Origin of the sequence: Amycolatopsis regifaucium (assembly GCF_001613935.1) — a bacterium.
GTDB classification, from domain to species: domain Bacteria; phylum Actinomycetota; class Actinomycetes; order Mycobacteriales; family Pseudonocardiaceae; genus Amycolatopsis; species Amycolatopsis regifaucium.
This window is the reverse complement of sequence record NZ_LQCI01000034.1, coordinates 1,319,905-1,334,606: the sequence shown is the minus strand read 5'-3', so window position 1 is coordinate 1,334,606 and position 14,702 is coordinate 1,319,905. Positions and strand designations below refer to the sequence as shown.

The window sequence follows — 14,702 nt, the reverse complement described above, 5'->3', positions numbered from 1 at the left end:
GAGTAGGGAAGGAGGCCTTCACGGACATTCAGACCCGTTTGGTCGCGGCCTTCAGCGCGGCCTTGGCCGTGTCGGCCGCACCGATGGTGTCCAGGGCGAACAGTGCCGCGCCGACCACGGGGGCGACGTCGACGACGCGGATCGCGGCGCGTGGCGCCACCTTCAGGCACCGCCGCTCGATCTCCGCGATCACCTGCGCGCCGACCCCGGTCAGCACTCCCCCGCCGAGGATGACCTCCGGTGCCTCCTCGGTCAGTTCGAGCCGCCGCAGGATGACCGCGACCAGCAGGGCCACCTCTTCGACAAACCGGTCGACCACGTCCTGCGCCACCTCGTCGCCGCCCGCCGCGACGGCGAACAGCAGCGGGCACAGACCGTGGATCGCATCGGTGTGCAGCTCCTCGAAATGCAGGCGCTGCACCACTTCCAGCACCGACGAGGCCTGGAAATGCGCGGCGACGGCGGTCTGCAGGGCCGTACCCGGGCCCCTCCCGTCCTCGGAGCGGACGGCCCACCACAGCGCTTCCTCGCCCAGCCGGTAGCCACCGCCCCAGTCGCCGGAGATCTTGCCCAGTGCGGGAAACCGGTGCTCGCGGCCGTCGGCGCTGACCCCGGCGCCGTTGATCCCGGCACCACACACGACCGCCACACCGGTCCCGTCGGAACTGCCCGCGCGCAGGAGCGCGAGCGTGTCGTTGCCGACGATCAGCGTGTCGCTCCAGCCGCGCACGGCCAGCGCCGCGTGCAGGATCGCTTCCTCCTGAGGGAAGTCCAGTCCCGCGAGGTAGGCCGACGTATGCGTCGCGAACGGACGCTCGTCGGGAAGCCCTGCCCCGCGAAGGGCCTCCAACACCAGCTTCTCCAGCGCGCGGACGCTCGCGTCGACCCCGATGTTCTGGGGGGACGCGCCCGGTCCTCGCGACTGCCCGAGCACCCGCCCGTCCCGGGAGACGATCAGGACGTCGGTCTTGCTGTTGCCCCCGTCGATCGCGACGACGACGTCGGTCGGGCCGGCCGTCATGCCCCCGCCCACGGCAGGAACTGGCGATTGATCTGCACCAGCGTGTCCGCGAGCTGGTCCGCCTTGCTGTACTGGCCGACCAGCGGATGCGCGAGCAGCGCGTCGGCCACCCGGTCCCGCCCGCCCTTGATGGCCGCTTCCAGCGCGAGCTGCTCGTAGGCGGTCACCCCGGCGATGAGCCCGGCGAATCGCTGTTCCACCGGCTGCTGCGGGATCGGCCGCGGCCCCTTGGCGTCCACAAGGGACGGAACCTCGATGACGGCGTCGTCCGGCAGGAAGTCGAACGTCCCTTCGTTGCGGACGTTGACGACATGCTCCTCCGCGGGCCCGCCCGAGGTGAGCGCGTGCACGAGCTGCACCGCGGCCTCGGAATAGTAGGCACCGCCCCGCTTTTCCAGCTGCTCCGGCTTGGTCACCACCTCCGGGTCGAGGTACACCTTGAGCAGTTCCTCCTCGACGTCGCTGACGACGTCCGCGCGCGGCCGCTCGGTGCGCTGCTTCATGACCTGCTCGTCGTGCCCGTAGTAGTACTTCAGGTAGTACGACGGCACGACGTTCATCCGCCGCATCCATTCCACCGGCGCGGTGACGTGCTCACCGAGGAACTCCGCGTGTTCCGCGAGCAACTCCGGCAGCCGGTCTTCGCCGTTGACGAGCACCTGGCGTTCCCAGCTCAGGTGGTTGAGGCCGGTGTGCACGAGTTTGACGTCGTCGACCCCGGCGCCGAGCAGATGTGCGAACGTCCGCTGGAGGTGGATCGCGACGTTGCACAGCCCGACGGCGCGGTGCCCCTCGTTCAGCAGCGCGCGCGTGACGATGCCGACCGGGTTGGTGAAGTTGACGATCCAGGTGTCGTCTCCGGCGATTTTCCTTACCCTGTCGGCGATGTCGAGCACCACCGGCACGGTGCGCAACGCCTTCGCGAGGCCTCCAGCTCCCGTGGTCTCCTGCCCGACACAGCCGCAGGCGTGCGGGAAGGTCTCGTCCCCGCGCCGCGCGCGCTGCCCGCCGACCCGCAACTGGATCAGCACCGCCGAGGCGCCCTCGACGCCTTCTTCGAGATTGGCGGTGGTCCGGACCCGCGCCGGATGTCCGGCGTGGCTCAGCAACCGGTTGCTGAAATCACCGACCGCCTCGACCCGGTAGGCGTCCGGATCGATCAGCACGATCTCGTCGACGTCCAAAGTGGACCGCCGTCCGGCGATCCCGTCGATCAGCTCGGGTGTGTAGGTGGACCCACCACCGACGACTGCCAGTTTCATCCCTTGACCCCTGTGAATGTGATGCCCTTGACGAAGGACTTCTGCGCGAACACGAACAGCACGATCACCGGCAGCATGATCAGCGCGGTGGCCGCCATGGTGAGGTTCCATTCCACGTGGTGCATCCCGCGGAACGACGCGATGGCCAGCGAAAGCGGCCAGCTGTCCCGGGTCTCACCGGTGTAGAGCAACGGACCGAAGTAGTCGTTCCAGGTGAACAGGAAGCAGAACATCGCCGTCGCCGCGATACCCGGTTTCGCCATCGGGATCAGTACCTTGACCATCGCCTGGAACTCGTTGCAGCCGTCGATCTTCGCCGCCTCCAGGTAGTCCTTCGGAATGGTGAGGAAGAACTGCCGCAGCAGGAAGATCGAGAACGCGTCGAAGAAGAAGTACGGCACGATCAGCGGGACCAGCGTCCCGGTGAACCCGAGCCGCACCCACAGGTCGTACAGCGGCACGACGGTGACCTGCGGCGGCAGCATCATCGCGGCCACGGTCAGCATGAAGAACAGGTTCTGTCCGCGGAACTTCAATTTCGACAACGCGTACGCCGCCGGGATCGCCGAGATCAGCGCCCCGAGGGTGGCCAGCGTCGAATACAGCATGCTGTTGCCGAAGTACTGCAGCAGCGGCGCCTTTTCGAACACCTCGATGAAGTTCTCGAAGTGCCACTCCTTCGGCCAGAAATTCGACGAAAGCGCCTGGTCGCTGGACATCACCGCGGTGAGGAACACGAACAGGATGGGCAGCATGAAGATCACGCCCATCGCGATGCCGAGGCTGTGCGTCGCGATCCAGTACAGCTTCTTGTCCCATTGACGCCGCACCCGCACCCGCGGCGGTTCGGTCACCGGTGCCCGTCTGCGGGTCTCCGAAAGCGTGATCATCCGCCTTCCTCCTGGTGCTGGGTCTTGCGAAGCTGCCGCACGAGAATCCAGGTGAAGCCGGCCGAAACGATGAACAGCAGGACCGCCATCGCGGCCGCGTAGCCCATGTTGAAGTACCGGAAACCCTGCACGTACAGCCAGACCGGATAGGTCAGCGTCGAGTTCTGTGGTGCGCCGATGAATTTCGTGTTGCCCGCGACGTCGGCCGCGCCCGCGGCCGCCGAACCCGCGACGATCGCCTGCGTGAAGAACTGCAGCGCGAAGATCATCGAGTTGACGATGCCGAACAGCAGCACCGGCGAGATCGACGGGAGCGTGACGTGCCAGAACCGGCGGACCGGCCCGGCGCCGTCGAGCTGAGCGGCTTCGTACTGTTCCTGCGGCACGTCGAGCAGTGCCGCCAGGATGATGATCATCAGCTCGCCCGAACCCCACATCACCAGCAGGGTCAGCGCGGGCTTCGACATCGCCGGGTCGTTGAACCACAGTCCGCCGTCGACGCCGACCACGCGCAAGAACGCGTTGACGGGCCCGTATTCCGGGTTGAACAGGAACACGAACGCCAGGGTCGCCGCGGCGGGCGGAGCCAGCGACGGCAGATAGCAGAGCGTCCGCACCAGGCCGATGCCCGACTTCAGCCGGGAGATGATCGACGCCACGCCGAGGGCGAACACCACCCGGCAGAACGTCAGGACGATCACCAGCCACAGCGTGTTGTACGCGGCGGTGCCGACCAGCTGCTCGCTGGTGAACATCCGGATGTAGTTGTCGAAGCCGATGAATTCCGGCGCGTTGATCAGGTCGTAACGGGTGAAGGAGTAGTACACCGTGGCGATCAGCGGGTACCCGAAGAAGATCAGGAACCCGAGCATCGCCGGGGCGATGAAATAGAAGACGGTGCGACGGCGGCGCGCTGCGTTCCCCTTCCGCGTCCGGGTGGACGCGGAAGGGGAACCGACCGCCCTGGAATCCAGGGTCGTGGTCATGCGATCAGCCGCCGGCGCGTTTCTGGGCCAGCTCGTCGTTGATCTGCGCGTCGACCTGTTTCAGGCCGGCGACCATGTCGGGGATGTTCCCCGCCTGCCACTTTTCCGCGAAGTCGTTGACGGCCTTGAGGTGTGCGTCGCCGATCGGGGTCGACGGGTTCGGCAGCAGCTTCCCGCCGTTGTACAGGTCGAGGAACGTCTTGAACTCCGGCGTGACCTCCAGCTTCGGGTCGGTCAGCGCGGCCTTGGTGCTGGGCACGTTCTTGAGCCCGTTCGACAGGTCGACCAGGGTGGCGGTGTCGAGGGTGACCTGCTTGATCAGTTCCCAAGCCGCGCCGGGGTTCTTGGCGCCCTTGGGGATCGCGATGATCGTACCCGTGGTGAACGCGCCGCCGTAACGGTCCGGCTTGCTGTCGAGCACCGGCGGGGCCGCGGTGCCGAACTTCAGTTCGGGCGCCTGGTCCTTGATGAACGCGGTGCGGTACTCGCCGTCGATCATCATCGCGAGCTTGCCGCGCTGGAACCCGTGGTCCGCCGAGTATTCCTCGCCGAGGCCTGCCTTGAACTGCTCGACCTTGGCGTGGCCGCCGTAGAAGTCGACCAGCTGCTTCTGGAAGTCGAACATCGCCTTCCACTCGGGGCTGTCGGCGAGGTGCGACTGTCCGTCGGGGCCGAGGTAGCTGGCGCCGAAGTTCGGGGCCCAGTACTGCGCCATGTTGGCGTAGAAGGGCATCGACGGCATGAAGCCGGCGACCTTGATCGAGCCGTCGGGGTTGAATTCGGTCAGCTTCTTGGTGGCCTCGAACAGTTCCGAGGTCGTCTTCGGCGGCGACGTGATGCCCTTCGCCGCGAACATGTCCTTGTTGTAGTAGAAGCCGTAGACGTCGGCGAGCAGCGGCATGGCGCAGCGCTTGCCCTGGAACTCGGTGTAGCTGCGGACCGCGTCGGGGATCTGCGTCAGGTCGATCTTGTCGCGGTCGATGTAGGGCTTGAGATCCTGGAAGCTGCCGGTGGAGCACCACGCGCCGAGGTTGTCGGTGAAGAACGAGATCGCCACGTCCGGCGGGTTGCCGCCGCGGATGGACTGGGTGATCTTGTCGTCGTCCTGCTGGCCTTCGTGCTTGATCTCGATGTTCGGGAACTTCGCCTTGAGCTTGTTGAGCCCGGCGGTGACCACGTTGTACTCGCGGTCGGTGAACTTGCTGTAGACGGTCAGCGTGAGCTTCGCGTCCGCGGCCGGGGCGGCCGCCGCGTCGCCCGAACCACCGTTCGGGCCGCTTGCGGCGCCCGAACAGGCGGACACCAGTGCGGCGACGGTGACCGCGCCGAGCACTATCGAGCCGCGCCAACGGCGGCCACTTCTCCGAACCTGGGTCGTGGAACTCATGACCCTCCTCCTAGTTGGTTGGGGCGGGAGACGGTGGTTCTGTTCGTGAATCCGGGATCGCCACGATCGGGTTCGGCTCTCCCGCCCCGGACCGCCTGGGCCCGAGGAGCGAAGGGGTGTTGACGCCGAAGACGTCCCTGCGCACGGTGGCGAGCGCGGATTGAAGCGCGCCCGCGCGGACCGCGTTGCCCTGCACCGAAGCGACCCCGACGGGGGTGCGGGGCAGGACGAGTTCGTGCAGCCGGTTCGCGACCGATGCGGCGAACTCCTCGCCACCGGCGCGGCTGGTGTCACCCGACAGCAGCACGAGTTCGGGGTCGACGACCGCGATCAGGCTGGCCGCGCCGCCCGCGACGCGGCGGGCGAGGTCGTCGAGGAAGGGTTCGTTGGCGCTTTCGCGGGCTTTGGTGACCGCGTCCGCCCCGTCCACGGCCTCGATGCCGTGCGCGGCGGCGAGTTCGACGACCGCGGGCGAGGCGACGAGGTCACCGAAACGGTCACCGGCGCGCGGCTTCTCGCCTTGCCGGGCCACGGAAACCGGATCGGGAACGCGCATCCAGTCGATTTCGCCGCCACCGCCGGTCGCGCCGCGCAGCAGCCGCCGCCCGACCACCACCGCGCCGCCGACGCCGTCGCTGAGCCAGATCATCACGAAGTCGTCCAGGCCGACCGCCTGGCCGACGGTCATTTCGACGATGGCGACGAGGTTGACGTCGTTCTCGATGGTGACCTCGACGCCGAGTTCCGCGCTGAGCCTGCGCGGCACGTCGAACCCGAGCCAGCCGGGGATGTGCGGCGCCGACGAGAGCAGGCCGGTGCGCGGATCGAAGGCGCCCTGCGCGCCGATGACGACGTGGCGGAGATCGGTGGCGGCGAGCCCGGCGTCGTTCGCGACCTTTGTGAGCGCGGTGCCGAAGGTGCCGACGACGTCCGCGCCCTCATGGACCGGGAGCGGCACCTGGTACTCCGCCAGCACCGCGCCCGTGACGTCGGAGACGACGAAATCGGCTTTCCGGGGGGTGAGGTCGACGGCCGCGACATAGGCGAGACCGCCGTTGACCTGCCAAAGCTGCGCCCGGGGGCCACGGCCACCGCCGCGCACGCCCGCCTTGCCGACGATGTCGTCCTGTTCGAGGCGGGTGAGCAGCTGCGCCGTCGCGGGCTTCGACAGGCCGATCGCGACTTCGAGCTCGGAGCGCGTCAGCGGGCCCTCCCGGAGGAGGACCTCGATGGCCGCACGATCGTTGATCTCGCGCAGCATTCGCGGACTACCGGCTCGCACTGTGGCTCGCTCCCGACTTCGTTAGGAAACTTTACAGACGGTTTCCGGGGACTGTAGTGAGCCGAACCACAGCCGTCAACGGGGTGGGGAAACGGGGAGATAACGCTTGCGGTGTTCCGCACAGCGGGTACGCGTGGAGGCACAGTGAGCTAGGAGCGCGGCCTTGCTCGCGCAGGCGTGACAGGCAGCTCGACGACGAAGGGCCGCTCAGGAGCGTCCTGAGCGGCCCTTCGTCAAGGCGTTGATCAGAAGTTGGGCTGCACGTACAGATCCCACACCCAGGGGAGCGAGGTGGGGTAGCACATCCACCCGTTCCAGTCTCCCGCGATCTGGCCATGGTGGCCGGTGATCCCGCAGTCCTCCTCGGTGTACGAACCGAAGTACTCGTAGTCCGAGGCCTGCGCCGCTCCGGCGTTCACCGCGCTGAACGAGGCGAAGGCCGCGACAGCGGCTCCAGCGACGGCGAACCGCCGCAAGGTGTTCTTCATGCTTACCCCAGTGTCTTGACTTGATGATCCAGAAAGTGGACGCCGGGAGGATATCGGACGCTTTGCCGCTTCGAGGGCAAATCACCAACTCCGGCTCGGACCTGCGACCACTGTGGCGCGTGAAGCCCTAAACGCCCGCCCAGGCCGCCAGCATCACACGCGCGATGGACGAGTTCCCCGGCAGCACCAGCTGGCGCCGACCACCGGCGATCGGCGTCGGCACGGCGCCCGCGTTCCGCAGCCGGCTGTTCGCGAACGCCGCCCGCACCTCCTCGCGTGAAACCCAGAACGCCTCTTCGATCTCGCCCTCGGCGGGCACGATCGTCGAAGAGATGTCGGCCCGCGCGGTGAAGCCGAGCATGATCGACCGCGGGAACGGCCATGGCTGACTGCCGAGGTAGCGCACGTCGCGCACGTCGACGCCGACCTCTTCGCGGATCTCCCGCTCGACACAGCCTTCGAGCGATTCCCCCGCCTCGACGAAACCGGCGAGGATCGAGTACCGGTTCTCGGGCCAGATCGGCTGGCGCGCCAAGAGGACGTGCTCGCCGTTGACACCGGCGTCGTCGTGCACGAGGCAGATCACCGCGGGGTCGGTGCGCGGGTACTCCTCACGGCCGCAGCCGGTGCACTTGCTGGCCCAGCCCAGCTGGATCACCTCGACCGGGTGCCCGCAGCGCGTGCAGAACTTCGCCTGGCGGCGCCAGTTCCGGAGCGCCTGCGCGGTGGTGAACAACCCGGCCGACGTGTCGTCGAGCAGGTCGCCGTAGCCGCGCAAGTCGACCCAGATCTCGCCTTCGTGCCGGGGGACCTCCTCGACGACGCCCCAGCTGCCCGCCATCTCGACGGTCTCGGTCTCCCCGGCGGGGCGGCCGGGCAGCGACCAGAAGTCGGTGCCCTGCCACTCCCCCAGGAAGATCGCGTCGGCGGGCGGCTCGGTGCCGAAGTCCTGCGTCTTGCGGGTCGCGAGCGTGCCGGAACCCTCCACCACCGGGGTGCGGGAGTGCTCGTCGAGCAGCACGACCCGCGCGTCCGGCCAGCGCCTGGCGAGCCTGTCCGGGTTGGTGCGCAAGGATTCCTGACGGTCCGCCGTGGAGCGCGAAAGCGTCGGGAGCGCCCCTAACCCGAACGGCGTGGTCATTCAGCCGGCTCCCCGACGGTCACGTCGCCCAGTGCCTTCAGCTTCGGCGCGAGAACGTCGGCGTCGCCGACGACGACCCCGGTGAACCGCTTCGGCGCGAAGTACTCCAGTGCGGCGTTGGCCACGTCTTCGGCGGTGACCGCGGCGAGCCGCTCCGGGTGCCCGGCGAGCCATTCGACGCCCAGCCCGGTCGCGGCCAGCGCGGACAGCTGGGCGGCCAGCCCACCCTGCGACGACGCCGACGTGACCAGCGAACCGATCGCGTACTGCCGCACCGACTCGACCTCGTCCGTGGTCGGCGGCACGAGACCCAGCCTCGCCAGTTCGTACCGCGTCTCCAGCAGGGCGGCCGCGGTCGCGTCGGTCGCGGTGTCCGCGTCGACGTTCACCACCGCGGTCTGGTCGGTGAACTCGAATCCGGAGTGCGCGCTGTAGGTGTAACCCTTGTCCTCACGGATGTTCTCCACCAGCCGTGACGAGAAATACCCACCGTAGGCGAGGTTCGCCAGCTGCAGCGCGGCGTAACCCGGGTCCGTACGCGGAACGGTCTGCGCGGACAGCCGGATCTGCGACTGCACGGCACCGGCGCGCGGCACGAGCAGGACGTGGCCGCCGGTGAGCGCGGGCAGCTCGGGCAGCCGGACGGCGGAGCGGTCCGAAGCCCAGCCGCCGAGCGCCTTCTCCAGATCGCCGATGACGGCCTGCGGGTCGATGTCGCCGACGAGCACGAGCACGGATCCGCGCGGCAGCACCGAAGCCCGGTGCAGCGCGCGCACCTGCTCCGGCGTCACGACCGCCACGTCTTCGGCCTTCGGCACCTCGCGCGTCGCCGGGTGGTCGCCGTAGCGGTGTTTCTGCAGCGCCTCGCGGGCGATCGTCCTCGGCTGCGTGCGCGTGACGGCGATCCGCTCGATGAGCCGCTCGCGTTCCCGTTCGACCTCGGCGTCCGCGTACGACGCGCCGGTGAGCGCGTCGGCGAGGACGTCGAGCATCGTCGGCAGGCCGTCGGCCAGCGACGTACCGGTGACGGCCAGCCGCTCCGGGTCGACACCGGCGGCCAGGTCGCCGCCGATCAGCGCCAGGTCGGCGTCGACCTCGATGCGGTCGCGGCGGGCGCTGCCGGTCAGCAGCGTCTCGGCCAGCACCTCGGCGGTGGCCGGGTGCAGCGCGTCGTCACCGGCGAACGGGATCCACAGGCGCAGCTCGACCAGCGGCACGGTGGCCTTGCGGACGGCGAGCACCCGCAGCCCGTTGCTCAGTGTGGTGTCCACATGGGACAGATCGGCGGCGGCGCGCTGCGTTCCCAGCGACGGGACCGGACGCGGCCCGGCGGCCGTGCGGCCGATCTCCTCGGCGGTGCGGTGCGGTGCGCTCACTGCTCGGTACCTTCCTGATCTGAAGCTCCACTACCCGGACGGATGACGAGGACCGCGCGCGAATCCGGCCGCAGCGCCTTCGCCGCCGCCGAAACGGCTTCCGCGGTGACCGCCGACATCTTCTCGGCGAGCCGGTGCACCAGCGACGCGTCGCCGTACAGCAGCTCGAACGAGCCCAGCGCCAGCGTGCGGGACACCAGCTTGTCGTGCTCGGAGTGCAGGCTCGCGGCCCAGCGCGCGGTGACCTTCTTGAGTTCCTGGTCCTCCGGCGGCGTGGCCGCCAGCTTCTCCAGCTCCTCGTCCAGCGCGGTGAGGACCTGTTCGGTGCTCACCTCGTGCGGGTGGATGGCGGTGATGGTGAAGGTGTCCGGGTCGCGGGCCTCGAACGGGCCGAACAGCCCGGCACCGGCGCCGATGTCGACGACCAGCGGTTCGCGGTGCACCAGACGCTGCTGCAGCCGGGAGCCGTCGCCGTCGGTCAGCACCCCGGCGAGCACGAGGTTCGCCAGGTAGCCGTCGAGGTCGTTGATCGGATCCGGCATGCGGTAACCGAGCGCGACCGCGGGCAGCGGGGCGTGCGGGTCCACGTGCTCGCCGCGCAGCTCGCCTTCGGGGGCGGGCTCGGCGAACGACGGGCGCTGGGGCGCGGGCCGGTGCGGCACGTCGCCGAAGTGCTTCTCGATCAGCTCGCGCGCCTGCTCGACGGTGAAGTCACCGGCGACGGTCAGCACCGCGTTCGCGGGCGAGTAGTAGGTGTCGAAGAAGGCCGCGCAGTCGTCCAGGGTGGCCTGTTCGAGATCCTCGAAACCGCCGTAACCGTTGTGCGCGTTGGGGAACGTGGAGTACAGCACCGGCGGGAGCAGGATCCACGGGAACCCGCCGTACGGCCGGTTCAGCACGTTGAGGCGGATCTCCTCCTTGACCACGTCGATCTGGTTGGCCAGGTTCTCCTGCGTCAGCTTCGGCGCCCGCATCCTGTCCGCTTCGAGGAACAGGGCGCGCTCGAGAGCCGCGGCGGGAAGCACCTCGAAGTAATCCGTGTAGTCCGGATGGGTGGAGCCGTTGAAGCTGCCACCACTCGACTGGACGTATCGGAAGTGCGCGAGCTTCTCCAGGCTCTCGCTCCCCTGGAACATCAAATGCTCGAAAAGGTGCGCGAAACCAGTGCGCCCTTCGGGCTCGGAACGGAAGCCCACGTCGTAGTGGACGCTGACACCCACCACCGGAGCGGTCTCGTCGGGCGCGAGCACCACGCGCAGACCGTTGTCGAGGGTGAATCGGACAAGCTCGGGATCGGCCATGCGCACCACCCTACGGCTTGGTCAGGGCTTCAGGCGACGACCCTGGCGGGTCGCGGCGAAGGTTCCCACTAGCGCGGCCGTGAAGTCGCTCACCCGCGCGATCTCCGCCTCGTCGGCGGTTTCCCTGCCATACCAGTAGATCTTGGGCGGTCCCTTGATTGCGGCGAAGCCGGCGATCCAGGTCTCTTGTTCGCCGAGAGCGAGCGCGTAGGGCAGCGCCCGCCACAGGAGCACCTCGCGTTCGAGCTTCGGGACGGCCGCCGGCTTGGTCGCCAGCACCGCCTCACGGACGCCGAGCAGCCGCCGGTGCAGCGCGATGCCCGCCCCCGTGCGCACCGGCAGCCGGCGGGCGGCGACGGCGAGTACCGCGCCCGCGGCGACGACGATCAGCCCGAGTTGGGCGTAGCCGACGGTCAGCGCCAGCAGGACGGTGAGGAACAGGCCGTAAAAGCAGATCCGCAGACCGGCCCGGGTGAGCCTGCCGGGTCCGCGCGAGTACCAGCGACGCTCGACCACGCTGTCACGCAACGCGCCCCGCACCGCGTCGACCCCGATGCCCGCGGACTGGATCTCCGACAGCCGGATCGACTCCCGCCCGTCCGGGAGCAGGAGGTCGAACACCGCGTGTTCGAAGGCGGTGAGCTGCTCGTCCGGCGGGTTGCGGCGGACGAGCCGCCAGTCGGTGAGTTCGCCGGCCTCCTCGCTCACCCACAGGTAGTTCCGGACCGCGAGGTCGACGACCGTCGCCGCCAGATCGACGGCGTCGGTCCGCCCCGAAAGGACGAACCCGACCTGTCCCGGCAGCACGCCCTCGGGTGACGTGAACGCGGCCTGTTCGTCCTTCCCGGTGAGCAGCTGGACCGGGAGCGCGCCGCCCGGACGCCGGTCCCGCCGTCGCAGCACGCCCAGCGCCACGGCACCCGCGATCAGCGCGAGCGCGAAGCCACCCCAAGCCCAGCCGACCGGCGCGGTGAGCACGAACGCTCCGGCGAAGGTCTTCGACGGCTCCAGTCGCGCGTTCGCCGGGACGGTGCCGCCGGGCAACTCGACCGAGATCTCCATCCGCTGTCCGGCGGGGAGGTTCTGCTGACTGAACCGGGTCAGCCCGGAATGTCCGATCTGCGCGGTACCGCAGTGCACGCGCGAGCCTTCGGGACCGGCGTGACAGGTGACCGCGTTCGGGATGGCGGGCGCGGCGAAGGCGGCGCGCACGAGTTCGAGGCCGGTGTCCCAGCCGCCCGCGACCTGCCAGCCGACCCGCAGCAGGCCGTCGGCTTCGGCGACCGCACCGTCCACTGTGTACCGGACGATCGAGGTGCCGCCCTTGAGCCGGATGGTGAATTCGTCGTCGGTCAGCTCGGAATTGCCCGCGCCTTCGATGACGACGTCGCGGATGCCGATGATCCGGTCGCGGTCGCGCGGGGCGGCGGTCCGCAGCGGAACACGGCGCGTCATCGTCGCTTCGCTCGGCACGGACACGGCCTCGACGACCGAGAGGGCGCCGTCGCGTTCCACCTTGAGCGAGATCTCCGCGCTGTTGGGCAGCGTGGGCAGTTGCGGTTCGCCTTGTGCTCCCGCCGGTGCACCCGGTAGCGCGCCCAAGACCACCAGAAGCGCCACCACGACCATGCGTTTCGTCCTCTGAATGCGGTACTTGCGCGTGCAAGTACCGCATTCAGAGGACGAAACGCGTGCCTTCACCTCAGGCGGGGACCGGTTCCGGGCGAAGGGAGCGCAGGTGCCCGGATTCGGCGAGCAGACCGTCCAAAGCGGACAGGAACGACGGCAGATGCGCGGCGAACCGGCGCAGATCCCGGTCGCCTTCGAGCCCGCCGAACCAGTACAGCCCGGCCGAACCGTCCGCCGACGGGTCGAGCGCCTCGAACGTCCGGAGCCAGTGTTCGGTGTCGCCGAGCACGATGGCGTACGGCAGCGAGCGGGAGAACACCATTTCCCGGTCTACCGGCGGAATGTCGGCGACCTTGACCGTGTGCAGGTATTCGAGGAGGCCGCGCACCTGGCCGACCAGGCGCCTGCCGCGAGAGGTCCTCGGCGGCACCCACGACGCGCCCAGCAGCACGGCGAGCCCGGCGAGCGCCACCGCGACCCCGAGCAGGGCGTGCCCGGCGGTGAACGTCAGCACCGCGGTGCCCACGAGCCCGAGCGCGACCAGGCCGACGCCCACCCAGGTGAGCTTGCTCCTGCTCTTGTCCGGGCGGCGCGAGAACCAGCCCTTGCGCACGACATCGGCGTACATCGCCTCGCCGGCGACGCGGAGGTCGACGGTGCCGCGACCACGGAGTTCCGACAGCAGCACGGAATCGGTGCCCTCGGGCAGGAGGGCGGTGTAGATCTCGCGCTCGAAGGCGACGAGGTGCTCGTCCGGCGCGTTGCGGCGGGCGATCTGCCAATCGACGGTCCCGGCGCCGCGGACCTCGGCGATCCACAGGTAGTTGCGGACCGCGAGGTCGACCACCGTGCCGCTGACGTCCACGACGTCGACCGTCTCGTCGACGACCGTGCCGACCTGGCCGGGCAGGACGCCGTCCGGAGAGGCGAAGAAGACACGGTCCCCGTCACGCATGAGGACGTCGACCGGGCCGGTGCCCGCGGTCAGCGCGCCCTTGTCGCGACGGCGCGACAGCCAGACGGCGACCGCGCCGAGCACGAGGAACAGCGCCAGCACCCCGAACCCGATGCCGGTGAGCGTGGTGAGCACGAACGCGCCGCCGACCGAGTCGACGCGCTCGAACCGCGCGTTGGCCGGCACGGTGCCCGCCGGGAGCTGGACGGCTAGATCGACCCGCTCCCCGGCCGCGAGCTTGTCCTGTTCGATGCGGACGACACCGCTGTGGTCGGTCTCGGCGAGCGAACACTGCCTGTCCGAACCGAGCGGGCCGGCGAAACAGTCCACTGTGGGCGTTTCGCGGGTCGGCGCGCTGAACGACGCGGTCACGCGGGACAGTTCGCCGTCCCAGCCGCTCGCGACCTGCCAGCGCACCTGCTGCGCGCCGCCGACGTCGGCGATCGCCCCGTCCACTTTGTACTTGAGGGTGGCCGCGCCCCCGTCGAAGGTGGCGACCAGCTGCTCGCCGGTCAGCTCGGTCTTGCCCGCGCCGTCGACCGTGACGTCACGGATGCCGTAGACCCGGTCCTGCTCCTCGGTCGCGGGAACCTTCAACGGAATCCGGCGTACCAGGTGCTGTCCACCCGGGACGGTCACCTGCTCGGTGATCGACACCGAACCGTCGCGTTCCACCTTCACCGCGACGTTCGTGGCCGCGCCGCTCGGCGGCTGCAGCAGCCCGAGCTGGCCGCGCGCGCCGAGCGGCGGCGGCTTCGGCAATTGCGGCGCGTTCGTCAGCGAAGGGCCCGCTTCGGGCGCCTCCGGAACGTTCGAATCCGTCGGCGGGGCCATCAAGGCCGTGCTCGCCGCGACGGCCACGACCGCCGTCCCCCATTTCGTCAACACAGCCACACACTCTAGGCCAGCCGATCTATGCTGACCGCCGAAACGCCGAAATCCGCCACCTGGGGCGAAAGGCGTTGCAGACCGCATGGGGGATCC

At 69.3% G+C, this 14,702-nt stretch carries 12 protein-coding genes; all 12 read right to left on the bottom strand.

The window, feature by feature from the left end; genetic code table 11:
• Positions 1 to 28: 28 nt before the first annotated feature.
• A complete protein-coding gene (locus tag AVL48_RS30330) occupies positions 29 to 1,033 on the bottom strand; it encodes an N-acetylglucosamine kinase (protein ID WP_082857796.1) in 1,005 nt (334 codons plus the stop codon).
• Entirely contained in the window at positions 1,018 to 2,283 is a 1,266-nt protein-coding gene (locus AVL48_RS30325) for a 6-phospho-beta-glucosidase (RefSeq protein WP_061989198.1), read from the bottom strand. Before AVL48_RS30325 ends, AVL48_RS30330 begins: the two co-directional genes overlap by 16 nt.
• Positions 2,280 to 3,173 carry a carbohydrate ABC transporter permease gene (locus tag AVL48_RS30320; RefSeq protein ID WP_061989200.1) on the bottom strand — a complete coding sequence of 298 codons (894 nt, stop codon included), beginning with the start codon at positions 3,171 to 3,173 and terminating at the stop codon, positions 2,280 to 2,282. Before AVL48_RS30320 ends, AVL48_RS30325 begins: the two co-directional genes overlap by 4 nt.
• Complete coding sequence (locus AVL48_RS30315) at positions 3,170 to 4,159, bottom strand: carbohydrate ABC transporter permease (protein WP_061989202.1); 990 nt, start codon at positions 4,157 to 4,159, stop codon at positions 3,170 to 3,172. The genes AVL48_RS30320 and AVL48_RS30315 overlap by 4 nt, the downstream gene beginning before the upstream one ends.
• Positions 4,160 to 4,163: 4 nt before the next feature.
• A complete protein-coding gene (locus AVL48_RS30310) occupies positions 4,164 to 5,546 on the bottom strand; it encodes an extracellular solute-binding protein (protein WP_061989204.1) in 1,383 nt (460 codons plus the stop codon).
• A 10-nt stretch (positions 5,547 to 5,556) separates the two neighbouring features.
• Positions 5,557 to 6,807, bottom strand: coding sequence for an ROK family transcriptional regulator (locus AVL48_RS30305; protein ID WP_061989206.1), 1,251 nt, complete (start codon positions 6,805 to 6,807; stop codon positions 5,557 to 5,559).
• Between the two features lie 266 nt (positions 6,808 to 7,073).
• The gene (locus AVL48_RS30300) at positions 7,074 to 7,316 is read right to left on the bottom strand and encodes a hypothetical protein (RefSeq protein WP_061989208.1); all 243 of its coding nucleotides are present in this window, start codon (positions 7,314 to 7,316) and stop codon (positions 7,074 to 7,076) included.
• Positions 7,317 to 7,443: 127 nt separating this feature from the next.
• Positions 7,444 to 8,457, bottom strand: coding sequence for an NAD(+) diphosphatase (nudC, locus tag AVL48_RS30295; RefSeq protein WP_061989210.1), 1,014 nt, complete (start codon positions 8,455 to 8,457; stop codon positions 7,444 to 7,446).
• Positions 8,454 to 9,833 (bottom strand): M16 family metallopeptidase, encoded by a 1,380-nt coding sequence (locus tag AVL48_RS30290; RefSeq protein WP_061989212.1) that lies wholly within the window; start codon positions 9,831 to 9,833, stop codon positions 8,454 to 8,456. The genes nudC and AVL48_RS30290 overlap by 4 nt, the downstream gene beginning before the upstream one ends.
• On the bottom strand, positions 9,830 to 11,134 hold the full coding sequence (locus tag AVL48_RS30285; RefSeq protein WP_061989214.1) for a M16 family metallopeptidase: 1,305 nt from the start codon (positions 11,132 to 11,134) through the stop codon (positions 9,830 to 9,832). Before AVL48_RS30285 ends, AVL48_RS30290 begins: the two co-directional genes overlap by 4 nt.
• 21 nt (positions 11,135 to 11,155) lie before the next feature.
• Positions 11,156 to 12,763, bottom strand: coding sequence for a DUF2207 family protein (locus AVL48_RS30280; RefSeq protein WP_061989216.1), 1,608 nt, complete (start codon positions 12,761 to 12,763; stop codon positions 11,156 to 11,158).
• Positions 12,764 to 12,836: 73 nt separating this feature from the next.
• A complete protein-coding gene (locus AVL48_RS30275) occupies positions 12,837 to 14,606 on the bottom strand; it encodes a DUF2207 domain-containing protein (protein ID WP_244162663.1) in 1,770 nt (589 codons plus the stop codon).
• Positions 14,607 to 14,702 lie beyond the last annotated feature (96 nt).